The sequence below is a fragment of the Haloleucobacter ellipsoideus genome (assembly GCF_052491725.1).
The window spans coordinates 47,345-70,528 of record NZ_JBQWAR010000013.1 but is presented as its reverse complement, the minus strand read 5'-3'; the positions used below and the strand labels follow the sequence as shown (position 1 = coordinate 70,528).

At 61.9% G+C, this 23,184-nt stretch carries 17 protein-coding genes; 8 read left to right on the top strand and 9 right to left on the bottom strand.

The window, feature by feature from the left end:
• The first annotated feature begins 5 nt into the window (after nt 1-5).
• The gene (locus ACT6QG_RS02530) at nt 6-680 is read left to right on the top strand and encodes an ABC-type transport auxiliary lipoprotein family protein (protein ID WP_444976022.1); all 675 of its coding nucleotides are present in this window, start codon (nt 6-8) and stop codon (nt 678-680) included.
• Nucleotides 681-887: 207 nt separating this feature from the next.
• Here the strand turns inward: ACT6QG_RS02530 and ACT6QG_RS02525 are convergent, their stop codons facing one another.
• Nucleotides 888-1,661, bottom strand: a complete 774-nt coding sequence (locus tag ACT6QG_RS02525; protein ID WP_444976021.1) for a hypothetical protein — start codon at nt 1,659-1,661, stop codon at nt 888-890.
• Between the two features lie 154 nt (nt 1,662-1,815).
• On the bottom strand, nt 1,816-5,808 hold the full coding sequence (locus ACT6QG_RS02520) for an apolipoprotein A-IV repeat region-like domain-containing protein (protein ID WP_444976020.1): 3,993 nt from the start codon (nt 5,806-5,808) through the stop codon (nt 1,816-1,818).
• A gap of 250 nt (nt 5,809-6,058) precedes the next feature.
• On the opposite strand from ACT6QG_RS02520, the gene ACT6QG_RS02515 reads away from it, so the two are divergent.
• The 3 genes from ACT6QG_RS02515 (at nt 6,059) to ACT6QG_RS02505 (ending at nt 8,666) form a co-directional block, all read left to right on the top strand.
• Nucleotides 6,059-6,379: a 2Fe-2S iron-sulfur cluster-binding protein gene (locus tag ACT6QG_RS02515; RefSeq protein ID WP_444976019.1), complete on the top strand. Its 321-nt coding sequence runs from the start codon at nt 6,059-6,061 to the stop codon at nt 6,377-6,379.
• A gap of 173 nt (nt 6,380-6,552) precedes the next feature.
• Nucleotides 6,553-7,389 carry a glutamate racemase gene (murI, locus tag ACT6QG_RS02510; RefSeq protein ID WP_444976018.1) on the top strand — a complete coding sequence of 279 codons (837 nt, stop codon included), beginning with the start codon at nt 6,553-6,555 and terminating at the stop codon, nt 7,387-7,389.
• A gap of 17 nt (nt 7,390-7,406) precedes the next feature.
• Nucleotides 7,407-8,666, top strand: a complete 1,260-nt coding sequence (locus ACT6QG_RS02505) for a lytic murein transglycosylase (protein ID WP_444976017.1) — start codon at nt 7,407-7,409, stop codon at nt 8,664-8,666.
• A 147-nt stretch (nt 8,667-8,813) separates the two neighbouring features.
• On the opposite strand, the gene recA is transcribed toward ACT6QG_RS02505, so the two are convergent.
• From recA to ACT6QG_RS02475, 6 genes are all read right to left on the bottom strand, one after another.
• Nucleotides 8,814-9,896, bottom strand: a complete 1,083-nt coding sequence (gene recA, locus ACT6QG_RS02500) for a recombinase RecA (RefSeq protein ID WP_444976016.1) — start codon at nt 9,894-9,896, stop codon at nt 8,814-8,816.
• 256 nt (nt 9,897-10,152) lie between these two features.
• Entirely contained in the window at nt 10,153-11,118 is a 966-nt protein-coding gene (locus ACT6QG_RS02495; protein ID WP_444976015.1) for a carbon-nitrogen hydrolase family protein, read from the bottom strand.
• A 5-nt stretch (nt 11,119-11,123) separates the two neighbouring features.
• On the bottom strand, nt 11,124-11,753 hold the full coding sequence (locus ACT6QG_RS02490) for a flavin reductase family protein (RefSeq protein ID WP_444976050.1): 630 nt from the start codon (nt 11,751-11,753) through the stop codon (nt 11,124-11,126).
• A gap of 208 nt (nt 11,754-11,961) precedes the next feature.
• Nucleotides 11,962-13,017 (bottom strand): ABC transporter substrate-binding protein, encoded by a 1,056-nt coding sequence (locus tag ACT6QG_RS02485; protein WP_444976014.1) that lies wholly within the window; start codon nt 13,015-13,017, stop codon nt 11,962-11,964.
• Between the two features lie 2 nt (nt 13,018-13,019).
• Nucleotides 13,020-13,832 (bottom strand): ABC transporter ATP-binding protein, encoded by an 813-nt coding sequence (locus tag ACT6QG_RS02480; protein ID WP_444976049.1) that lies wholly within the window; start codon nt 13,830-13,832, stop codon nt 13,020-13,022.
• Nucleotides 13,833-13,872: 40 nt separating this feature from the next.
• A complete protein-coding gene (locus tag ACT6QG_RS02475; RefSeq protein ID WP_444976013.1) occupies nt 13,873-14,718 on the bottom strand; it encodes an ABC transporter permease in 846 nt (281 codons plus the stop codon).
• Between the two features lie 267 nt (nt 14,719-14,985).
• Between ACT6QG_RS02475 and ACT6QG_RS02470 the strand changes: the two genes are divergently transcribed.
• The 4 genes from ACT6QG_RS02470 (at nt 14,986) to ACT6QG_RS02450 (ending at nt 22,895) form a co-directional block, all read left to right on the top strand.
• Nucleotides 14,986-15,735: a TrmB family transcriptional regulator gene (locus ACT6QG_RS02470; RefSeq protein ID WP_444976012.1), complete on the top strand. Its 750-nt coding sequence runs from the start codon at nt 14,986-14,988 to the stop codon at nt 15,733-15,735.
• 204 nt (nt 15,736-15,939) lie between these two features.
• On the top strand, nt 15,940-16,986 hold the full coding sequence (locus tag ACT6QG_RS16010) for a helix-turn-helix transcriptional regulator (RefSeq protein WP_507237412.1): 1,047 nt from the start codon (nt 15,940-15,942) through the stop codon (nt 16,984-16,986).
• Between the two features lie 42 nt (nt 16,987-17,028).
• Nucleotides 17,029-19,197, top strand: a complete 2,169-nt coding sequence (locus tag ACT6QG_RS02455; protein WP_444976009.1) for a TonB-dependent receptor — start codon at nt 17,029-17,031, stop codon at nt 19,195-19,197.
• A 182-nt stretch (nt 19,198-19,379) separates the two neighbouring features.
• Complete coding sequence (locus ACT6QG_RS02450) at nt 19,380-22,895, top strand: ABC transporter ATP-binding protein (protein ID WP_444976008.1); 3,516 nt, start codon at nt 19,380-19,382, stop codon at nt 22,893-22,895.
• 46 nt (nt 22,896-22,941) lie between these two features.
• On the opposite strand, the gene ACT6QG_RS02445 is transcribed toward ACT6QG_RS02450, so the two are convergent.
• Nucleotides 22,942-23,154: a hypothetical protein gene (locus tag ACT6QG_RS02445; protein ID WP_444976007.1), complete on the bottom strand. Its 213-nt coding sequence runs from the start codon at nt 23,152-23,154 to the stop codon at nt 22,942-22,944.
• Nucleotides 23,155-23,184: the final 30 nt, after the last annotated feature.

Here is a 23,184-nt window from a genome sequence, read left to right as displayed (position 1 = left end):
AGCTTATGACCCATTCGTGCCGTACGAAACGTGCCTCGCGGAAGGTTGCGCACAAGACGCAGGGCCCGAACCGGAATGCATGCGGGCGCGCCCTTGCAGGCGGTGGTGTGCGCCTTGTGGCCGGGCTGGGGCTTGCGCTGCTTCTGGCGGCATGCGGTTCCATGCCGACACCGACCTATAATCTTTCCGCCCCTTCCGGCTTCTCGGCCGGGGGCCGGGGCAGCGGGCAGCTCATTGTCGCCACCCCCTCCGCTCTGGCCGTTCTGAATACCGACAAGATCATGGTGGAGCCCGGTGGCGGACAGGTGGCCTATCTGGGGGATGCCCAGTGGGCGGACCAGCTGCCCTCCCTGCTTCAGGCGCGGATCATTCAGGCCTTCGAGAATGGCAGCAATCTGCGCCGTGTCGCACGGCCCAATGATGGTGTGAGCGGGGATTATCAGCTTCTCAGCGATATCCGCACCTTCGGCATGCGGGTCACCCCGGAGGGCCCGATGGCTGTGGTGGAGATCTCCGCCAAGGTCGTCAACAATCGCAGCGGAAACATCCTTGCCGCGAAGGTGTTCAAGGCCAGCGTTCCGGCTTCCGGCTCTTCCGGTGCGGCGGTGACGCAGGCGCTGGATCAGGCCTCGGATCAGGTCCTGGTGGAGCTGGTGCGCTGGGCGGCGCGTTATTTCTAGCCTCTGTCCGCACATGGCGGCAGGGCGGATAATGGCCGTCTGACGGGTGGAGCCCAGTGCGGGGAGGGCTGTCCTCAGCGGTATATATTCAGCCGCGTTTCTTGACCCTTGCCCACTCCGGCCGCATGAAGCCATGGACATGAAAACAAAAAGGCCGGCAGATCACTCTGCCGGCCTTTTGTGTTGGTGGGATTTCTCCGGGTCCTGTCAGATGCCGGCCTTTGCCAGCTCGGAATAGACCTCTTCAGTCCAGGTGCGCAGATCCATCAGGCCTGCATAGGCGGCCCAGATCTCGATATCGAACTTCTCGGCCAGCTCGTTCTCGGTTGCCGAAAGGGCGTCCTCAACAGGGGTAAAGGTGCGCTCCAGATGCGGCCACAGTTCCGATGTGCAGCGGGGAATGGAGACGAATGTCAGGCTGCGCCCTTCCGCGGCCCTCTTGATGCGGCTGAGATCAAAGCTCTCGAAACTGCCGCCGACCTCATTCTTCACCACGACGATATTGCTGACAGGCAGAGCCCCGCCCACCACCACATCCTCAATCAGGGTGGAGACGTTCTCGATGGAATGGGTCTCCGGCTTGGTCACCACCAGCAGGTCGATTTCCGGTGAGTTGCGCTGCTGCATGATGTGGGACACACGGCGGTGATGCGCCCACTGCACCAGTTGCGGCACCACATTCGCCCCAAGATCGAGCACCGCGCCGCCGGTCAGCAGCAGCCCGCCGAAACGGTCCCAGTAGCGCAGGGGCGCGTTGGAGTCATTTTCGGTCTTGCTGGAGGCGAGGGATGAGCCGATGCCCAGTTCCAGCACCTTGGTGGGGAAGAACTTGCCGATCTTGGAATGGCCGGTGCCATCGGTGAAATCGGCGGCCACCAGCTTGTAGTTCAGTTCTCGCTTGCGCAGCGCAGAGAAGGTCATCTGGGCCAGAGTGGTTTTACCCTGGCCGCCGGCATAGGCAGCGCAGATATAGGTCTTCATGAGATGGAAGCTCCCGCTGGGCCTGTGATGGTTTCCGCTGCCGGAACGGTTCCGGTTGCGGCATGAAAGCTGGTGGGCACAACCCGCATGTGACAGCGCGAGTATGGCCGCGGATGGAAAACAGGCCGGTGTGTGACAACACCGGCCTGTTCATTCATGCGAAGCGACCGGCGGCGTGGGCCAGCAGGGTGTAGGCCCGGCCCTTCGCTGTCGAGAGCTGCTTCCGCGTCTGCGCGAGGCTGGCATCATTCGCGCTGATCTTGTCGAGCATCTGGTCGAATTCCCCGAGAGAGGCATCCGCCGCCTTGCGGAAGGCGTCTTCCTCACGATAGCGCCGTTGCAGCTTCTCGAACATCTTGCGGCCCTGGGGGCTGTAGATGCGGGTCGAGAAGCTTGCCTGCTTGCCGGCCAGATAATGTTCCCACGCATCCGCCAGCATCTGCTGGTCCACCATATGCGCCACATGGGCGGCAAGGGTGTCCAGATTGGCTTCGGACATGTCTGCACCGGGAGCCTTCCCGGGCCGTGGGGCAGACAGGGGCATATCCTTCAGGGTGCGCGCGGGGGCAGCCTCGCGGGCAGGGTGGCTGCGGGAGATGGTCTGCGCCACCGAGCGGGCCCCTGCCTCCACCACATCCAGGGTCTGGCCCTGACGGGCGACGATCTGGTTGAGCTCCGCAAGCGCCTTAATCTGCTCCGCAACGGCGCGGCGCATGGTGGCGGCACTTGCCTCTGTTTCAGCCGGCAGCTCAAGGATACCGCGCTTCATTTCCTCGCGTGCAAGTTCAATGGAGTGCTGCACATCCTGTGCGGTCTTCTTCAGTTCCAGTGCGGCATCGGCAAAGCGGGAGCCGGTTTCGCCGAACAGGGCCTGCATGTCCCTCAGGGCGGCGTCATAGGTCTGGCGCAGGGCGGCGACCGTGCGTTCCCGCTCTGTATCCGCCGCATGGCGCACACGCTCGAACTGGCCATCGACAAGCTTGGTGGAGCTGCTGTTGGCTTCGGAAACCGAGATCGCGATCTGGCGCACCCGGTCCTGCGTGGTCCTGAAGCTGGTCTCCATCATGGTGTGGAAGGACTGGAGGCGGTTTTCCAGATCGCTCACCCGCGTCACGAGCGCCGTGGAAAGCTCTTCCATGGCTGCACGACGGGCAGCGAGGGAAGCTTCCACGCGGTCATGGGTGGCGCCCAGAGCCTGAGAGGCATCGCTCAGCAGGCGGCCCTGCTGTTCCAGCCGGTCTGCAAGCCCGTTCACATCAGAAAGGGCGCCGGTGGAGAGAGCCTTGAGGGACGTGATCTGCTCATCAAAGCGCTGGGCCGAGCTTTCCACGCTCTGGCCAATCTGGCCCACCGTCTGGTTGAAGCCCTCAACCTGCTGGGCGAACGTGCCGGAAAAGTCTCCCAGATTGCTGACGGCATTGTTCATCGCCGTCTGGAAGGTGGAGTTGGCCTCTCCCAGCCGTTCAATGATGGCCTGCACATCGCCCTTGAGAGCGGTGTTGGTGGAGGTGATCTCGCTCACCGCCCGCTGGCTGGTGCGCTCAAGCGCCACGAGGAAGGCGCCATTCTTGTCATCGATGAGATGGGCAATCTCATTGAGGCGCTCGCCGAGAGATTCGGCGACCTTCTCGGCATGGGTGCTGAGCGAGGAAGTGACATTCTGCGACAGGGTGGTGAGCGAGCGCTCCACCTCCGCGGCATTGCTCTTCAGCGCGCCGGAGACGCTTTCCACGCGGTTGGCCAGCGTATCGGCCATGGCGGCGGAGCGGGTCTCGAAAGTATCGGCGATATTCTCGAAGCGGCCGAACACCTGCTCCTCGATCCGCGCGACACGCGAATCCAGCATGGAGGCGACATCCTGCGCCCGGTTGCCGAGGGTGCGGTTGGCGGCCTCGGCATGTTCCACCAGCGTTTCGCCAATGGCGCGCGAGCGGTTCTCGAACAGGGCATCCAGCGTTTCGACAGACTTCTCCAGCGCCTCGGTCGTGCCGCGCGTTCCATCCGCGAGCGAGCGGGCGAAGGCGAGGGTGCGGGAGGCAAAGGTCTCCGAGAAGCTCTGGGTCCGCTGGTCGAGCGTCTGCTCGATGCGGGCCAGGCGCTGATCCATGGCATCGGCCACGGTGGAGGTGGTGGCTGCCAGGCGTTCGTCCAGCGCTTCCACGGTCAGGCGCAGATTCTCGTTCACCGAGTTCACCCGGACATGGATCTGGTCCACCAGCTCCGGCGCATGCACCTTCACGGTGGTGTCGAAGGCCTTCACGCCATCCTGCAGGGTGCGGGTGAGGGAGGCACCTTCCTGATGCAGCCGCTCCGCAAGCTGGCTGCCCTGCACGGAGATGGTTTCCTCGATGGCGGTGAGCCGCGAGGTGAGCATCTCCTTGATGGCATCGCCCTTCTTGCCGATGGACACGGTGAGCAGATCGGCCGTCTCACGGAAGGAATCCGTCACCTTGCTGCCGCGCGCACCAATGGCCTTGGTCACTTCCGTGCCCACGGTGGTCAGGCGCTCGGTCATGTCGGAGCTGGCCTGGGAGAGCGATTCGGCAATCTCCGTGCCCTTCTCCACCAGCGCAGAGGTGATCTCCACACCGGAACGGTCGAGAGAGCTGGTGATGCGCTCGCCGGTTTCCGCCAGACGCTGGGGCAGGCTGTCCCCGCGCTCGACCACGGCTTCATAGATGCGGTCACTGGCCGACTGGATCTGTTCCGCCAGCCCGAGGCCACGGGTGGAGAGCACTTCCGCCGCCTTCTGGCTGCGCTCTTCGAGATTGCGCACCAGTTCATCGCTGCGCATGCCGAAATCGGCAACGATGCTGTCACTGGTGACGCGCAGGGTTTCACCCGCCACACCAATGCGCTCATCAATGGCACTGGTCAGCTTCAGGGTGTGCTCGTCCAGGGCATCAGAGATGCTGGCGCGGAGCTGGTCCAGATTGCCGTTCACGCCCTGGCCCCAGCTGTCGATCAGCATGGCCACATCAGAGGTGGTGGACAGCAGGTTGCCGGCCAGATCATCCGTGCGGGTCTTGAGGGTCTGGACCAGAAGGTCGCCGGAATTGGACAGATCCTCGCGGATCTCCGCGCCGGTGAGCTGCAGGCGGTCGATCAGCTCCGAGCCCTTGTTGGTGAGGCTGTCGATCATCGCATCGCCCACGCGGGCGAGCGCGGCGGTGATGTGCTCGCCCTTCTGGCCGAGAATCTCCGTCACCTGCTCGCTGGCTTCCAGCATGGTGTCGTTGATGCGGGCGGAGATGAGGCGAACCTCTTCGGAAAGAATCGTCTCCGTGCCGGCAATGCCTTCACGCAGGCGCTCTGTCTCCAGCTGGATGGAGTGGCGCTCGGCCTGAAGGTCATCCACCAGCGAGCGGATGCGGATCTCGTTTTCCTCATAGGCGCGCTCGAGGATGGAGACCTCGGTGCGCACCATGGCTTCCAGCTCGCTGGCGCGGGCCATGGCGCGGTCCACGCCTTCAGCCATGGCCGCCACCTCGCGACGCACGGCCTGACCCACGGTGACGACGGATTCGGTGGCGATGGATTCCGGCTGGGCAAGGCGCAGCGCCACATCCGTCATGGAGCGGGCGATGATTTCCAGATCCTGCGAGCGGCGCGTGATGGCCGCCATGCCAAAGAAGCCCATGGGCGGAATGAGGATGGAGGCGAACACGCCCAGCAGGGCCGGGGAGCCGAGCAGGGATTCCACCCCGTCGGAACTCTCCACCAATCCGCGATGATAGGCGAAGGCCAGGGCGATACCGGTCACGATCCAGAGCACGGAGGCGCCCGCGGCCCACCAGTAGGGGGCATAATTGGGGCGGCTCTTGATCTGGTTCACAAGCTGGCCGAAGGACTGGCGATCATCATTGGCGGCGCGGCGTTCGGTATTTTCGAGGCGCGGGCGGGCAGGGCGCTCCTCGTTATGGTCGACGCGGCGGTTCAGCGGGCGGCTGCTCACGGGCGGCGCGGGCCGCTCCTGCAGAGCTGGTCGCTCGGGAAACATCATGTCTTCCGCGCCTGCCGCACGTTGCAGCACCGGCCGCCCGACTTCGGCTTCAGACTGCGCATTCTCCAATTCCAGCGTCAGGGCTTCCTGGATCGCCGAGAGAGCGGCCTCCGTAGGATCCTCGATCTTCTTCGAATTGTTCATGTTGCGTCGCCTTTGCCAGTGGACCGGCAGATGCCGGACCTCGCCCATTTCGAACGCCATTCCTGTGGCCATGCGGACCACGGATAATGGTTTATTCTTCGTTATCTTAATGGCTGGGGCAGACAGATTGAACCGACCGTGCCCAAAGAATGAAGATATCGTTAACGCCGCGACGCAATGGGCTCTGGCTTCTTGCAATGGCAAGGGGTAAAGGCTTTGAGTTCATCTAATTCCATGTTGCGATAGGTCCATGGTCGCCATCACTTTCATCGAATTCAACGGAACCCGCCACGAGGTGGATGCCCCTGAAGGCTCCACCGCCATGGAAGCTGCCGTGCGCAACGGCGTTCCGGGCATTCCAGCCGAATGTGGCGGTGCCTGCGCCTGTGCCACCTGCCATGTCTATGTCGGGCCGGAATGGACCGATGTGGTGGGCGAGCCTTCCGAGATGGAGGAGGGCATGCTGGATTTTGCCACCGACGTGCGCCCCAATTCCCGCCTCTCCTGCCAGATCCAGATCAGCGACAAGCTGAATGGTCTCGTGCTCCAGATCCCGGAATTCCAGGGCTAGCTGCTGCCGGGCGGGAGGCGGACGGACGGCGGATGCGCAGAGGGCGGCGGGCCGGAATGGATGGCCCGTGCACCATTCATTAGCCATTCCTTTACGTCGCACGGTCACAATATCGCCTGCGATGTCAGGGATAAGCCTTGGCATTGCTCGTGATTGCCAAGAGAGCTGTGCCCGTGTCCCATCCGACCCCGACCATTCTGGTTTTCGATTCCGGTGTCGGCGGTCTCTCTGTCTTCCGGGAGATCGCCAAGGCGCGGCCGGATGCGCGGTTCGCCTATGCGGCGGATGATGCGGGCTTTCCATATGGTGCACTCAGCGATGCCGCTCTGGTGGCGCGTGTGGATACGGTTCTGGATGCGCTGATTGCGCAGATCCATCCCTCTCTGGTGGTGATTGCCTGCAATACGGCCTCCACACTTGCGCTGCCGGGTCTGCGGGCGCGCTATCCCGATCTGCCATTCGTGGGCACCGTGCCGGCCGTGAAGCCCGCCTGCGCCGGCTCGCGCAGCAGGCGCATCAGCATTCTGGCGACACCGGCCACGGTGCGCCGTGATTATACCGCATCCCTTATCCGTGAATTTGCGGGCGCCTGCGATGTGAACCTCGTGCCCAGCTCCCGTCTTGCCGGGCTTGTCGAGGATGACATGGGCGGGCGCCCTGTTTCCGATGAGGCCATTCGGGCTGAAATCGCCCCGTGTTTTGTGGATGAGGATGGTCGCCGCACCGATACGGTCGTGCTGGCCTGCACGCATTATCCTCTTCTTTTGGAGCGTCTGCGCACGCTCGCGCCCTGGCCCGTATCCTGGATAGACCCGGCGCCGGCGATCGCCCGCCGCGTGATCCAGCTTTTGGGTGAGGCTCCGGCCCATCCGGCGGCAGATGCCGGCGGTGGGGCGGTGCGTTTGATTTCGACCCTGCACCCGATGAATGCGACGCGCGTTTCCGCGCTTCTTTCGCGTTCCGTGGCGGTGCCGGAAATAATGGCCTCGCCTTTGGCAGCGGCCTGCTGAATTCAGGGAGTAACGCCATGTCCCTCCATCTTGACCGTCGCAGTGTTTCTCTTGGCCTGTTGAGCGCGGCTTTCGCCGGTGCCGGCAGCCTGAGCTGGCCTGTGCGTGCATTGGCGCAACAGGCGGAGAAGCCCTTTCCGCAGTGGGTGCAGGATTTTCGTGCCCGGGCGCGGGCGCGCGGCATCTCTGATGCCACCTATGATTCCGTCTTTCGCGGCCTGAAGCCGGATACCAGCGTCTATGCCCATGACCGGGCGCAGCCGGAATTCACTGAGAAGCCGTGGCAGTATCTCAACCGCCGCGTCTCGGACTGGCGTATTTCGGTGGGGCGCGAGCGGGCGCAGCAATATGCCGGGCTTTTCAACCGCATCGAAAACCGCATCGGTGTCGATCGCAATGTGATGCTGGGCTATTGGGGCATGGAAAGCGCATTTGGTGATGTGCTGAAAAGCTCCGACCATATGAAGCCGATCTTCCCCTCTCTGGCGGCCCTCGCCTGGGGTGACAAGCGCCGCCGGAAATACTGGGAAACCGAGCTGCTGAACGCGCTGGTGATCGTGGATCGCGGCTGGGCCAAGCCCGAGCAGATGACAGGCTCATGGGCGGGTGCCATGGGGCATACGCAGTGGATGCCGGAAGTCTGGCTCAATATGGGCGTCGATTTTGACGGCGATGGCAAGATCTTCCCCTATGGCCGCCCGGATGATGCGCTGGCTGGCACGGCCAATTATCTGGTGAAGCGCGGCAAATATCGCCGTGGTGAGCCCTGGGGCTATGAGGTGCGCGTGCCGGCGGGGTTTGATCGCAGCCTGATCAACAACACCAAGGAGCGGCGCAGCCTCGACCAGTGGTCAAGGCTGGGGGTGACGACGATCGATGGCCAGTCTTTCCGGGGGCTGGGTGATCAGGCGCGCCTGTGGCAGCCCGGCGGGGATGGCGGCCCAACCTTGCTGCTGATGCATAATTTCTATGCCGTGCGCAGCTATAACCCCTCCAACAATTATGCGCTCGCCGTGGTGCATCTGGGTGATCGCATCATGGGCGGTGCCCCATTCGTGACCCCCTGGCCCGGTGGTGAGCGGGCGCTCAGCATTGCCGAGTTGCAGGAGCTGCAAACACGCCTGACCTATGCGGGCTTTGATACATCCGGCACGGATGGGCGCGTTGGCCCCGCCACCATGCGGGCCGTGCGCTCCTTCCAGCAGCATAGCGGCATCAAGCCGGCAGATGGTTATGCCAGCCTTGAAGTGCTTTCTGCCCTGCGGCGGATGAACTGATATCTGCTGTGAAAGTCCTGCGGCCTGCATGGCTTGCGCACAGGGCTCTCAGGCCATGAAAAAAGGGGCGCATGGATGATGCGCCCCTTTTTGCCTGCATGAAGAAGAAGGGCCGGCGCGGGCATGCTTGTGCGCACCGGCATCGCGTCACTCGACGGGCTCTTCCCCATCCGCATCGGCCTCTGGCTCGCCTTCCAGAATTTTCGAGGCAATCAGGCCGGCATTCTGGCGAATGGCCGCCTCGATGCGCTCTGCAACTTCCGTATTCTGCCGCAGGAAGTTCTTCACATTCTCGCGGCCCTGTCCAAGGCGCTGGCTGTCATAGGAGAACCAGGCGCCAGACTTTTCGACGATCCCGGCTTTCACGCCAAGGTCGATCAGTTCGCCCAGCTTGGAAATGCCCTCGCCATACATGATGTCGAACTCAACCTGCTTGAAGGGCGGGGCAAGCTTGTTCTTCACCACTTTCACGCGGGTCTGGTTGCCAACCACCTCATCCCGGTCCTTGATCGCACCGATACGGCGGATGTCGAGGCGCACGGAGGCATAGAATTTCAGGGCGTTGCCGCCTGTGGTCACTTCCGGCGAACCATAAACCACACCGATCTTCATCCGGATCTGGTTGATGAAGATGACCATGGTCTTGGATTTGGAGATGGAAGCCGTGAGCTTGCGCAGCGCCTGGCTCATGAGGCGGGCCTGCATGCCGGGCTGGTTGTCACCCATCTCGCCTTCAAGCTCGGCGCGCGGGGTGAGGGCGGCGACAGAATCCACCACCAGAACATCCACCGCACCGGAGCGCACCAGCGTATCGGCAATTTCAAGCGCCTGCTCACCCGCATCCGGCTGGGAAATCAGCAGTTCGTCGAGGTCGACGCCCAGCTTTCTGGCATAGACAGGGTCCAGCGCATGCTCGGCATCAATGAAGGCGCACACGCCTCCACCCTTTTGCGCCTCTGCAACGGTGTGCAGGGCAAGGGTGGTCTTGCCGGATGATTCAGGGCCATAGATCTCGACAATACGGCCCTTGGGCAGCCCGCCAATGCCAAGCGCAATGTCCAGCCCCAGAGAGCCGGTGGAAATGCTCTCGATATCCAGAGCCTTGCCTTTGCCAAGCCGCATGATCGAGCCTTTGCCGAAGTGGCGTTCGATCTGGGAAAGCGCGGCGTCCAGAGCTTTGGTTTTATCCATTGAAGAACCTTCGACGAGTCGGAGTGTGGCCTGAGTCATCGCTGCGCTCCGATATTGGCGCAAGGAAAAATACTGTTGCCGGTGATGTACTCTATATGTTCCGCGTTCGCAATATGTTCTTTTCGTTCCCGAGGATAAGGCGAACCATTTCAGGGCGGCGCCGGAAAGAGATGGCCGCAGGCAGAGCCAGCCGTGCCCTTTTCACCGCTTCTTCTGTTGCACTGGCCTGTGCCTGAAGCTCCGGACACGATGTGCCCGGAGCTTCAGGATCTGTCGGTTGCCGGAGTGGCGACGCTTATGCCTTCAGCTCCACGCTGACCTCTTCTTCCGGCTCTGCTGTGCGGGTCACCACCGGGCGGTGCGGGGTTTCATCCACGCGCAGGCTGAACAGGTCCGGGCGGGCATAATGGCCGACAGGGTCGAAATCCAGCCTGGCACCGATCAGCTCGTCCGTATCAATCTCTGCAGTCAGAATGCCTTCCGCATCCACCAGCGGGCCGGCCAGAATGTCTCCCAGCGGGCCGACAATGACCGAGCGGCCGTGCATCATCCATTCATCCGGTTCGGCATCAATCCGGCTGGCATAATCCTCCGGGAAGTCCGAGCGCCGCATCACCTGGCATGCGCCGATGACAAAGCACCGGCCTTCCATCGCCACATGCTGCATGGTGGCGACCCATGTTTCGCGATCATCTGCCGTGGGTGCGGCCCAGATCTGGACCCCCTTGGCATAATAGGCCGCCCGCATCAGCGGCATGTAATGCTCCCAGCAGATTGCGCCGCCAAGCCGGCCAAGGGGCGTATCGACAACCGTCAGTGTCGAGCCATCACCAAAGCCCCACACCAGACGCTCGGAGCCCGTGGGCATCACCTTGCGGTGCTTGCCGAGAAGTCCTTCGGGGGAGAGATAAAGCGCGGTGCAATAGAGCGTGCCGCCATCGCGTTCCATCACGCCCACAACCGCATGGATATCATGCGCTGCGCAGGCGGCGACAAGCTGGTCGACCTCAGGGCCGGGAACCGTGATGGAGCCTTTCACATAGCGCGCGAAATCCGCTCGCCCTTCCGCCGTCCGTCGGCCGATGCAGCAGCCGAAGTCCAGCCCCTTGGGGTAGCCGCCAATGAAGGCCTCCGGGAAAACCGCGAGCTTTGCTCCGGTTGCGGCCGCTTCGGCCATAAGAGCCGCGGTGCGCGCTGTTGCGGCAGGGCCATCGAAGGGAATGGTTGCGGCCTGAATGGCGGCGACCTTGATCCTGGACATTGTGCTCATTCCTTGTGCTGTGCCGCGACATCAGCCGCCCCCTCGCGCCACAGCGGGCGGGGCAGGTCGAACAGGTCACGGGTGCGGGTATAGGTTGAAGCCCCGTGCATGCGCCCGACGAGGTCAAGGGCCGCCGTGTCGATGCGCGGGCGTGCGGGATTGCCGGTGAGAACATGTTCCGCGTAATGGGCATGCAGCACCTTGCCCACGGCGAGAAGCTGGCCGGGGCCGGTCTCCAGAAGGTGCAGCAGGCGGCATTCAAACCCGACCGGGGAGGCCGTGATGCGCGGTGGCCGGATGGCAAGGCTGGGTGTTGTTTCAAGGCCGGCGAGCGCGGTCTCATCCACCTCGGGCGGTGCCTCCACGCAGGTGATGTTCATGGCCTCGGCCAGTGCGTAAGGCACCAGATTGACCACGAACTCACCCGTTGCGCGGATATTGGCGGCGGTATCCTTTGGTGCGCCCGGCCGCGCAAGGATGCCGATTGCCAGAACAGGTTCATCCGCCCCAAAGAAATTGAAGAAGGAATAGGGGGCTGCGTTCACCACCCCGTCCGCACTGCAGGTCACCACCCATGCGATGGGGCGCGGCATGATGGTTGAGGCCAGCATGCGGTAACGGTCTGCGGCAGGCATGGCGCCGAAATCAAAATGGCGGCTTGCAGGTGGTGCTGGGTCCACTCTCGTCTCCCTGCGTTTGTCCGCATTCCACCGGTTGGCCCGGCGGGTGGTTGTGGGCCGGATGCCCGGCCAATCCCGTCGGGTCAGGATTGGCCGGGCTGCCGGCGGCGTGGGGGTGCTGTGTGAACGCCACCGGCAGGATCAGGCATGTGCGTGGCGGGGCTCAGGCGCGCAGGATCTTCACGCTCTTCACGTCGAACCCGCCGGCCTCGATTTCCCTGTCCACCGCACTGGCGATCTCCGTGTTGATGAATTTTGGAACATCCGGCAGGCGTGGCAGCAGCTTGGCCTCGACCCCCCATTTCGCCAGTGTTTCCATCTGGGCGATCTGCTCGGGCGAAAGTGCAACCTTGATGTCGGTAAAGGTCTTCGCGCTCCACGCCGGATCGTAACTGGAAGCCTTCTGGAGCACGGGCTCGGGAATATTCTTGGCCGGCTCAAGCGTGCGGAACCAGCCATTGACCAGATTGTTGTTCTGGGCGGCGAAGAACAGGGCCTGCGCATTGGCCATGAGCAGGCGCTTCAGCACATCCGGCTTCTGCTGGAGAAAGCGGTTATTGGCCGAGAGGGCGATGACGGGGGTCAGGTTTTCGGAAATCACCTGCGCGTGGCCGGTGCTTTCAAAATAGCTGACAAAGGGGTCATAGGAGAAAAAGGCGTCGATGCGCTGTGCGCCTACCGCATCGGCAAGTTCTGCCGGGCCGACATTCACGAAGGTCACATCCTTGCCAGGAACAAGACCGGCCTTGAGCACGGCATCCTGTGCATTTTGGAAAGCGGTGATGCCGAATGTGCCATAGACCTGCTTGCCGCGCAGATCCTCCATCCTGGTGATGCCGGACTTCTTGCTGGCGAGGATCGCCGAACGGAAGCGGGCCTGCGAGGCAACGGTGGTGACCGGCGCATTGATGGCCATGGTGGTGACGGCGGCAAAGTCCGAAAGCGTGCCCACATCACCGGCACCAGAGACCAGCGCCTCGGTGATGGCGGGGGAGGCGGCGAGCTGGATCAGCTCCACTTTCAGGCCGTTGCGGGCGGGAATGTCCGTGCGCATGAGCACATGGGCGATCTGGGCCGATACGGTGGTTGTGTTGAACCAGCACATCCGAACCACATCGCCTTCCTGCGCGCGCAGGATGGTGGGCTTTGCGAGCGGGAGCGTGGCGGCGAGGCCAATGGCCAACTGGCCGAAGCGGCGGCGTGAAATTCCTGAGGTCACGATTATTCCCCTTTCTGCCATTCCGGCTTGAGCGTTTCCCACAGGTCATTCACCGTGGAAACGAACCATGGATCAGACCGCATCTCGGCCGTACGCGGCCTTGGAAGCGGCACCGCCACCTCTTCACGCACCCGGCCCGGCCGGGGGCTCATCACCACCACGCGATCGGCGAGGAACACAGCCTCATCAATGCCATGGGTGACGAAAATCACGGTCTTGCCGGCCTCCGTCGAGATGCGGGCAATTTCTTCCTGAAGGAGCACGCGGGTCTGTGCATCAAGTGCTCCAAAGGGTTCATCCATCAGCAGAATATCCGGATCCGGCGCGAGGGCGCGGGCGATGGCGGCGCGTTGCTTCATGCCGCCGGACATCTGGTGCGGATATTTGTCCTCAAAGCCGGAGAGATGAACGGTCGCGATCAGGGAGCGGGCCAGTTCGGCGCGCTCGGCCTTCGGCATTCTCTTCGCTTTCAGGCCAAACTCGACATTCTGCTGCACGGTCATCCAGCCAAACAGGGCGTAGTCCTGAAACACGACAGTGCGGGATGGGCCGGGCTTGGTAATGGGGGTGCCATCCTGAAGAATCTGTCCGCTGCTTGCAGCCTGAAAGCCGGCAATGATGCCGAGCAGGGTGGATTTTCCGCAGCCGGAAGGCCCAAGCAGGGAGATGAACTCACCCCGGCGGATCTGAAGATTGACGCCATCCAGCGCGATGACGGGTGAATCCGAGGTCTTGGTGCCATAAACCTTGCCGACATTGCGGATGTCGATCTGGATATCGGCCGGAGACTGTTCGGGTGAGGGATCAAATGTCATGGGGGAGAGGTGTGCTGCATTCGCGGCCATGGCTGTATCCTCAGCTGCGTTCGGAGGGGGCCCAGGCGTTCACGCGACGCTCGAACCTCTCAAGGATGGCGGACATGGCGAAACCGACCAGACCGATGGTGACCATGCCGGCCACGACATTGTTGATCTGGAACAGCATGCGGGATTGCTGGATCAGGTAGCCAAGCCCGGTCTGGGCGGCGATCAGCTCCGCGGTGACGACGCACATCCAGCCGACGCCAAGCGCGATGCGAAGACCGGGCAGGATGATGGGCAATGAGGCCGGGATCAGCACATCCCAGAAGAGCTGCCAGGGCCTGGCGCCAAGGCACAGGGCGGCATTCATCTGGTTGCGGTCAAGACCGCGCACAGCGGTATAGGTGGCGACGAATGCCGGAAAGAAAGCGCCAAGGAAAACAAGGAAGTAGGATGCGGCATCGCCAAGCCCGAACCACAGGATGGTGATGGGAATCCACGCCAGTGGAGGGATGGGCCGGAGCGCCTCCACCACGGGGCGCACATAGTCTGAAACCCCGCGCCACCAGCCGCACACAAGGCCCATTGCAAGGCCGAAGATACAGGCCAGAAGGAAGCCGACGGCCACACGCTGGAGGCTCGCGCCAAGATGGATCCAGAGCGAGCCATCCAGCACCATGTCCCACAGCGCCTTGGCCACCTGAAACGGAGATGGCAGCAGGAAGCCGTCAATGATGCCGAGCCCCGTTATGGCCTGCCAGAAGGCGAAAAAGGCGGTGAGGCCCAGCGCGGCGCGTACGGACCTGTCGGCAAACAGCCGTTTCAAGGGTGAGCGCCGGGCGGCAGGCGTGCACGCGGCAGGCATGGCGCTGAGGGCGCCAGCATCAGCTTTCGCTTCCATGGAGATCTTCCTTCACGCTGGCCAGCAGGGGCTGGGGGCATGCATTTGGATATGTGGAAGATGCTATGACTGTCGGAAAATTCCGTCAATTGAATATTGTCGGCCTGATGCGGATAGATCAGGCAAACAAGCTGATTTTGGCGACTATATTTCCGGCTTTTCGCTTAAAATATGTGCGATGCACCATATTTTTGTCGGTATAAACCGATGGTAGACCTGGCGTGTCAGATCGGACATGCTTGATCTCTCGGCGGAATGAAAGTGACCATGGATATGGAAGAAAAACTGGCCCGGCTCGGGATAACCGGGACGCTTTACAAGCTCTATCTGACGGCGGTCGGGCTTGGCGGAGCATCGATCACCGAGGTCGCTTCCAAGGCCGGACTGGCCCGCACAACGGCCCATGACGCACTTGCAAAACTGGAGGCGGAAGGGCTCATCAAATTTGTGGATCACGGCAAACGGCGCTTCGTGGTGGCGCAGGATCCGGGTGTTCTGCTTGAGCGTATCGAGGCGCGCCGGCAGATGATCGAGGATGTAATGCCTGTGCTGCGCTCCATGTATCATCATGAGAGCGGCAAGCCGAATGTCCGCTTCCATCCCGGCCCGGAAGGTATCCGCACGACCTTGTGGGATACATTGACGGGGGGTGACAAGGTTCTGCGCGCGACTCTTTCAATGAAGGAGCTGATGGCGGAGCCAGGTCTTGAGGAGATGGAGAAATATCTCTCCGAACGCGCCCGCCGGGGCATATGGCTGCGCGTTATCCGCTCGGCGGAGCGGGATGTTGTTCCCATCTGGCCCTCCAGCAAGGAAAAGCTGCGGGAGCTGCGCTATTCCCCAAGTGCGCATACGCTGGCGATGACCTGCTTCATCTATGGAAACAAGGTTGCGCTGATTTCTTCCGCCCGTGAAAGCTACGGCATGATTATAGACAGCGCAGAATATGCGGCCTTTCAGGCCTCCATGTTCGATGCGATGTGGAGTCTCAGCGTGCCTACGGTGGAGCAGGCATAGGACATCATCTTTTCTCAGCTTTTATGGCGGCCGGGCAGTGGTGGCTTGCCGGAGCGCGTCGTCATGTGCTGACGCGGCTGGTTCTTGTGGGGGCCGAGTGTATCGCCTATTCTGAAGAGAATAGATAAATTGTATTTATTCTATTCTACTGGGTGGGTCACATATTTACACCCATCTGCCCCTGCCTGACAGAGTATTGCGATTATGGATGCGGCATATTCAACACCGGGAAAGATGCTGTTCCTTTCGGATATTGATGCCGTTGCGGATCGCCTTGCCATCATGAGGCATCAGGAGCTCCTTGAGCCGGTTCGAAACAGTGCGGTGATGGAAGGTTCTGTTCTGGGGCTTGAGGTGCAGGCGGGTCTTTTCGCAACCGGCTATAATGTTCGCTATCTCGATGATGTTCAGCTTGATGAAACGGTTGGCCGATCGCTCCTGTTCGCCTTTCCTCTGGAAGGTGAGGTCGCGCCCATCACGATAGATGGTGTTGGGGAGATCCCCATTCGGCGGGGTGAGCCGCTCCTGCTCTGTTTTGGCCGCAGCGGCCGGTGTCGCACGCTGTGCCGCAGCGGGGGAAGCTGTGCCGTGACAGGTTTTACGGTTCATCCGGCTTTTCTTGAGCGGCTTCACCTGCTCAATGGCGGGGAAGAACAGCAGGTGTTTGAGCATATGCTGGGCGACGACTTCTCGCTGCTGCGCCTGAAGCCGACAGAAACGCTCCGCATCATGGCGCATAGAATGCTGGATGAGAATTATCGCGGATCACTGGCGCGGATTCATCTGGAGAGCTGCACGCTCGCACTGGTGGCTGAAACCGCCCGCCTGCTGGAAAACCGGGAGAAGGTGCCCGCCGGCATGTCGCAGCGGCATTTCGATCAGGTCATCCGCGCAAGAGAACTGCTGGATGCGGATGTCGCCTCGCCGCCGGCCATTGATGTGCTCACAAGAGAGCTGGGCGTGAATGCAACGACCTTGCGGGCAAACTTCCTCAAGGCTTTCGGCACGACAATTTTCGGACATGTGCGGAACAGGCGGCTTGAAGTGGCGCAATTTCTTCTGCGCACTCATGATCTGACGGTTTCCGAAGTCGGCTATCGGGTCGGTTTCACCAACCCGGCGGCTTTTTCGACCGCATATCGCAAGCATTTCGGGCATGCCCCCCGCGATGAGGGCGCGCGCCGGGTACCCCAATTTTGCAGCACGAAAGCAAAGCTTCGCCTCACGAAAGTCCGCTCCTCTCTTTCATGAAATAAGCGCTCTTGAAGTGTTCACGCCTCAAGGGAAGCTGTCATGAATTTCAAAGGTCGGGCCAGCCTGCTCGGCGCTGCAACCGTTGCAGCATCTCTTGCCGCACAAGTGCCAGCAAAAGCCGAGGAGGCTCTTGGGGAGGAGGTTGTAACCCTTGATGCGATCGAGGTGACCGCGCGCAAGCGCAGTGAGCTGGTGCAGGATGTGCCAATCGCCGTCTCGGTGGTGGAGGGGCGCGATATTCCCGCCGATTATCTCGATCCCGGCCCGGAAATTGCCCGTTCGACCCCCAACTTCAATTTCGTGGACTTTGCGGTCCCGGGCGGTAATTTCGGCAATATCCGCGGTATCGGCCCTCTCGGCAGCCCATTGAATTCGCTGGATAATACGGTCGGTTTCGCGGTTGACGGCGTGCCAACCAGCTCGTTCGGTTTCGCGCCCACATTGATGGATGTCCAGCGGGTGGAAGTGTTGCGCGGCCCGCAGGGCACGCTTTTCGGCCGAAACGCCCTTGGCGGCATGGTCAATGTCATCAATACACCGGCCGATGGCAGGGGCGAGCTGCGGCTGAATGCCGAATATGGCACGAATGGCTATGGCTTTGTGGAAGGCATTGCCGGCGGATGGCTTTTGCCGGGCAAGATCGCCGGGCGCGGGGTGTTGCGGTTCCAGAATTATGACGGAGATATCCCGAACCCATTGCTGGGGAAGGATGAAGGGGCGGCGCGCGTGCAGGCCGGGCGCGGCACTCTGGCTTTCATGCCGGATGAGACATTGAACATCTCTTTCACCGGCGGGTTCGACTATGACTGGCGCAATAATCCGCTGTATCTGTGGCGTGAGAGCCCTGCATTCCCTGTCAGCGGTGTGGATCTGCCCCAGTATGGCAGCCGGCAGACCGGATATGGAAACATGACGATCACGAAGGAGTTCAACTCCTTCCTGTTCACCTCCATTACCGGATACCAGCATATCAAGCTTAAGCAGCTCAATGATGCAACGGATGCCTTCCTGTTTGGGGAGGCCATGAAGGATTACGGCATGACCGCGATCGATTTCATGAATCCGCTTCAGGACTTGAGTGATGTCGATGAAGTCGAGGGGATCTTCTCGCAGGAGTTGCGGATCAGTTCTCTGGCGGGCAGCGCCATCTCATGGGTGGCGGGGCTGAGCTATTTCCGGTCTGACTATGAAATGGACCGCCTTCAGACGAGCCTTCTGTTCGCATCGAATAATGGAACCTATAACACCCATATCCTGAGCCAGACATGGGCAGCCTTTGGCGATGTCTCGGTGCCGATCACCGATCGTCTCACTTTCTCCGGCGGGCTGAGACTGGCGCATGATATGCAGGGGCTGAACTCCCTTTATGTTTCCAATGGTTATCCCGGCACGGTGCCGCTGTTCCATCAGGTGCGTTCTTATGATGACACCTATCTCACGGGGCGGGCGGCACTTTCCTGGCACTGGAATGAAGACGTGATGAGCTATGTCTCCATCGCGCGCGGATATGCATCGGGCGGATTTGAGCGTTACACCTTGAATGCCGAGATCGGCGCGCTCTCCCCCAGCTTCCTGCCCTCAAAGGTGCTGACATATGAGTTTGGAAACAAGGCCCTGCTGCTGGACCGGCGCCTGGAGCTGAATGGCAGCATCTTCTACAACAATGTCATAGACGGGCAGATGGTCTCCTTCGATGCTGCCAACTTTGTCTATGCCTTCAGCAATCAGGACTATTTCAGCTATGGTGCTGAACTGGAGGCGCGGTTCCATGTGAACGAGAACTGGTCCCTGTCCGGTGGGCTGGGGCTCACAAAGTCCAGCATGGTCAATGTGGATCCGGCATCGGGCAGTGGCGCGGCGGATGGAAACCAGGTGCCGAACTCTCCCGAGGTGACGGCCAATGTGGGTCTTCAATATCGCCAGCCCGCGACATTGCTCAACATGAACGGAGCGTTCACGGCTTCCGCCGTCTATCAATATGTCGGCGCGCGGGAAGCGGATGTGCAGAATTCATTCAGGCTGAATGCCTATCAGATCATCAACTCGCAGATCGGGTTCGAGCATGAGGGCAATCGCTTCTATGTCTTCGGCCGCAACCTGATGGATGAGCGCCCCGAATTCTTCGGCTCCACCTTCAGCTCCACGGCCCGCAGCGTGATGATCGGCCGAGGCCGCATCCTTGGTGTGGGTGCAAGCCTGAGCTGGTAGCGGACCGCCACATCACCAGAATCCGAGTCCGGGCTTTTCAGCTTCCCATTGCCGATGGGAGGGAGATCCCTGCCGCCGGTCCGCACAGCGCCCGGCGGCCTGTAGCCAGCCTTTTGCCAGCCAAACGGATTTCCGCACGGCCCTGCGCCGTGTCGCAACGCCCCTCAGGTGGAGACATGCATATGAAGGCGATCCTCGTCTCGCACGGGCTGTTACTGGGGTTGTCAGCCCTGTTGTCGGTTCTGGCGACGGGGCTGGGGCTTGTGCCCTATTTCGCGGTCTATCTGCTGGCCACCGGCATTCTCGCTTCAGGCACCTTGCAGCCCGATGCCGTGCTGCTGCCGCTGCTGATGGCCTTCGGGGCGATCCTGCTCAAGGGCGTGCTTGCTGCCGCCTCCTCACACCTCTCGCATGTGGCAGCCTATGGCATGCTTCTGAACCTGCGTCAGGCTCTGGCACGGAAGCTTGATCGGGTGCCGCTGGGCTTCTTCACAGCCCATTCCAGCGGTGCGCTGAAGAAGACGATTGCCGATGATGTCGAGCAGATAGAAGAGGCGGTGGCCCATGCCGTGCCGGATCTGGCCGCAGCCATAGCGGTGCCGCTCCTCTCCGGCATCATGCTGGCATATGTGGACTGGCGTCTGGCGCTGGCGACGCTTGTGATGTTTCCTCTTCTGATGGCGGTCTATCCGCTGACAGTGCGCGCTACCGGGCCGATGAGCGCCGCCTATTTCGGCGCCCTGTCGCAGTTGCGCTCCGCCACCATTCAATATGTGCAGGGCATGAGAGTGATCCGTGCCTATATGCGCGCGGATGCCGCCCTTGCAACGCTTCAGGGGGCGATCGGGGATGTTCGCGAGAGCGGGGAGAACTTCTCCACCGCCGCGCTTGCCCCGATGAGCGTGCTCTATACCGGGCTGCGTGCAAACATCCTTGTCCTGATCCCGTGCGGCAGCCTGCTGCTTCTGTCCGGCAGCGTGTCTCCGGCGGATCTGATCCTGTTTCTGCTGGTGGGCATGGGCATGAATGCCCCCATCATGAAACTGCTGTTCACGGGGGGAAGCTTCTACTGGCGCATCAAAACTGCTGGCGGACAGATCAATGCCCTTCTGGCTGAAGCGGAACTGCCGGAGCCTGGCCAGCCCGCAAGCCCGCAGGGGCATGCTCTTGCCTTTCGCAATGTCTCGTTCGGCTATGGCGCGCGGGAGGTGATCCGCCATGCCGATTTTGTGGTGCCTGCAAACACGATGACCGCAATCGTCGGCCCTTCCGGGGCTGGCAAGTCCACACTGGTGCGCCTTGCAGCCCGTTTCTGGGATGTGGATGCAGGGCAGATCGAGATCGGCACTGCCGATATTCGCACTATCGAGCGCAGGAGTCTGGCGGAGCTCGTGAGCTTCGTGTTGCAGGACACCTGGCTGATGAATGACACCATCCGCGCCAATATCCGGTCTGGAAAGCCGGGGGCTTCCGATGAGGAGATCGAGGTGGCTGCCCGTCGCGCACGGGTGCTGGAGTTTGCAGAAGCCATGCCTCTGGGGCTGGATAGCCCGGCAGGTGAAGGAGGGCGTTTCCTTTCTGGCGGGCAGCGCCAGCGCGTGGCGATTGCGCGGGCAATGGTCCGCGGCGCGCCCATCGTGCTTCTGGATGAGGCGACAGCGGCACTGGACCCGGAAAACGAGACTCTGGTTCTGGAGGCCCTTGCCGAGCTGGCAAGGGGGCGCACGGTCATCACCATCGCGCATCGGCTGGAAACCATCCGGAGGGCTGACCAGATCCTCTATCTCGATGCCGGCGAGGTGTTGGCGCGGGGCACGCATGAAGAGCTGCTGGCGAGCTGCATGCCCTACAGGAGGCTGTGGGAGAGTTATCAGGATGTCGCCGGGTGGCATCTTGAGCGCGATGGGGCCGCATGCCAGCCCGTTCCGCATATCCCGCAAGGGAAGGCCGAATCCGGTGTTGCGGAAGATGAGCCGTTCGTGTCCCGGCGGGGGCTTGCGCTTCTTCTGGAGCTGGCAGGTCCCATGCGCAGGCTTCTGGTCTTCAGGGCGCTGCCGCTGCTTTTTCTGGAAGGACTGCTGATGGGTGCGCCGGTTCTGGCCACCTTCTGGATGCTGGAGCAGATCCTTGACGGCACACTGACGGCTGAAACCGCATGGCTGCTGACGGGTGCCGTTGCCCTCTGCCTCATCCTGCAGGCGCTCATCAATATGCGCTCGCACCGTATCTTGTGGCATGTGCAGGGGGAGGCTGTGGCAGCCCTTCAGCGCCGCCTTGCCCGCCATTTGCGCCATGTTCCGCTCGGTGTCTTGCAGGCGCGCGATACCGGTTCTCTTGAGACGCTGATGACCCAGCATGCCGCGGGGCTCAATTTCGTCACCCCGCCCGCACAGGCAATGCGGGTGCTGGTGGGGCCGCTTCTCAGCTTCGCGGTGCTGGTGTGGATTGACTGGCGGCTGGCCATGCTCGCCTTTGCAACGCTTCCGCTGTTTGCCCTCACCGTGGCATGGAGTGAGAGGATTTACGGGCGCATCTGGCCGCGTCTGCTGGCCTCGCAGGAGACGCTGAACAGCCGGATTCTGGACTATGTGCACGGCATGCCGACCCTGCGCTCCCTCGGGCTTGGGGGGCAGGGGTTCGAGGCCCTTGGCGCGGCGCTGCACCAGCACTGGCGCACAAGCTGCGATACCGTCACCAGGCTCACACCCACAGTTGCGCTCGGATGGACTGTCCTTGATTTCGGATTCTGCATCCTCATGGCCGGGGGCGCGTTCATGGTCATGGAGGGAGATGTCGCGCCGGGCATGTATCTCCTGTTTCTGGTCGTCGGTCTTGTCTTCTATGGCCCGATCGCGGATGCGTTTGATCTGGCCGGATATGGACGCCTTCTGGAGCGCACCATGATGCGTGTGCGCGAGGTTCTGGCGCTGGAACAGTTGCCGGAACCCGAGCAGCCGCAAGTGCCCCGATCCCTCGACATCCGGTTTGAGGCGGTCAGCTTCTCCTATGGTGAGACGCCTGCATTGCGCGCGGTCGATCTGGCGTTCGAGGCCGGAAGGATCCATGCGATGGTGGGTGCATCGGGCTCGGGCAAATCCACGGTGCTGGCTCTGCTCTGCCGGTTCTGGGACCCGCAGCAGGGGCGGATCACTGTCGGCGGGGTCGATTTGCGCGACATGGCCCCGGAGCTGAGAGCAAGCCTGTTCGCACCGGTGTTTCAGGACAGCTATCTGTTTGATGAAACGGTGGCCGGGAACATCCGCCTTGGCCGGCCGGAGGCGACGCAGCAGGAGATTGAGGATGCGGCGTGGGCCGCCAGATGCCACGATTTCATTATGGCCCTGCCAGAGGGCTACGGGACGAGGGTCGGGGAGGGTGGCTCGCGCCTTTCCGGCGGTGAGCGCCAGAGAATCGCCATTGCCCGCGCCATTCTGAAGGATGCGCCGATCCTGCTTCTGGATGAGGCGACAGCTTCAGTCGACCCGGATAATGAGCATGATATCCGCATGGCGCTGGCCCGGCTCTGTATCGGCAGAACCGTCATTCTGATTGCCCACCGTCCGGCAACCATCCGCAATGTGGATCAGGTGGTAACTTTCTCCGGGGGATCGGTGGTTTCGGCGGTGCGCCATTTCCAGGCGGCCGTGCAGGCTTCCGGGGAAGGGGCTGCCTCCTTTGCCCGCGCCCCAGATGCATGATCTGGAGCGCTTGTCCTGAAAGGCGGCACCATCGGTACCGCGCCTGCTACCCCTTCTTCTGGAGGGTGTAGGACAGGGCCTCATAGCGTGAATCGAAATGCTTCAGCTTCACATTGCGGCTGCCGCACATGTCGCATCGAAGCCGGGGAGCGACCTGTGCCTCTGCCGGGCCTTCCGCAGGCCCGGGCGGGTTCTGTACAATCGCCTCGTCTTCCAGAAGCGTGCGCTGGCCGCAGCGGCTACATTCTGCGCAATACATGCCGTGCCATCACCTTTTTGCATCCGCACA

Coding starts and splice junctions, on each gene's coding strand:
- ACT6QG_RS02530 (WP_444976022.1), top strand. CDS start 6: ATGACCCATTCGTGCCGTACGAAACGTGCCTCGCGGAAGGTTGCGCAC.
- ACT6QG_RS02525 (WP_444976021.1), bottom strand. CDS start 1,661: ATGAAGACCTATATCTGCGCTGCCTATGCCGGCGGCCAGGGTAAAACC.
- ACT6QG_RS02520 (WP_444976020.1), bottom strand. CDS start 5,808: ATGAACAATTCGAAGAAGATCGAGGATCCTACGGAGGCCGCTCTCTCG.
- ACT6QG_RS02515 (WP_444976019.1), top strand. CDS start 6,059: ATGGTCGCCATCACTTTCATCGAATTCAACGGAACCCGCCACGAGGTG.
- ACT6QG_RS02505 (WP_444976017.1), top strand. CDS start 7,407: ATGTCCCTCCATCTTGACCGTCGCAGTGTTTCTCTTGGCCTGTTGAGC.
- recA (WP_444976016.1), bottom strand. CDS start 9,896: ATGACTCAGGCCACACTCCGACTCGTCGAAGGTTCTTCAATGGATAAA.
- ACT6QG_RS02495 (WP_444976015.1), bottom strand. CDS start 11,118: ATGTCCAGGATCAAGGTCGCCGCCATTCAGGCCGCAACCATTCCCTTC.
- ACT6QG_RS02490 (WP_444976050.1), bottom strand. CDS start 11,753: ATGCCTGCCGCAGACCGTTACCGCATGCTGGCCTCAACCATCATGCCG.
- ACT6QG_RS02480 (WP_444976049.1), bottom strand. CDS start 13,832: ATGACATTTGATCCCTCACCCGAACAGTCTCCGGCCGATATCCAGATC.
- ACT6QG_RS02475 (WP_444976013.1), bottom strand. CDS start 14,718: ATGGAAGCGAAAGCTGATGCTGGCGCCCTCAGCGCCATGCCTGCCGCG.
- ACT6QG_RS02470 (WP_444976012.1), top strand. CDS start 14,986: ATGGATATGGAAGAAAAACTGGCCCGGCTCGGGATAACCGGGACGCTT.
- ACT6QG_RS16010 (WP_507237412.1), top strand. CDS start 15,940: ATGGATGCGGCATATTCAACACCGGGAAAGATGCTGTTCCTTTCGGAT.
- ACT6QG_RS02455 (WP_444976009.1), top strand. CDS start 17,029: ATGAATTTCAAAGGTCGGGCCAGCCTGCTCGGCGCTGCAACCGTTGCA.
- ACT6QG_RS02450 (WP_444976008.1), top strand. CDS start 19,380: ATGAAGGCGATCCTCGTCTCGCACGGGCTGTTACTGGGGTTGTCAGCC.
- ACT6QG_RS02445 (WP_444976007.1), bottom strand. CDS start 23,154: ATGTATTGCGCAGAATGTAGCCGCTGCGGCCAGCGCACGCTTCTGGAA.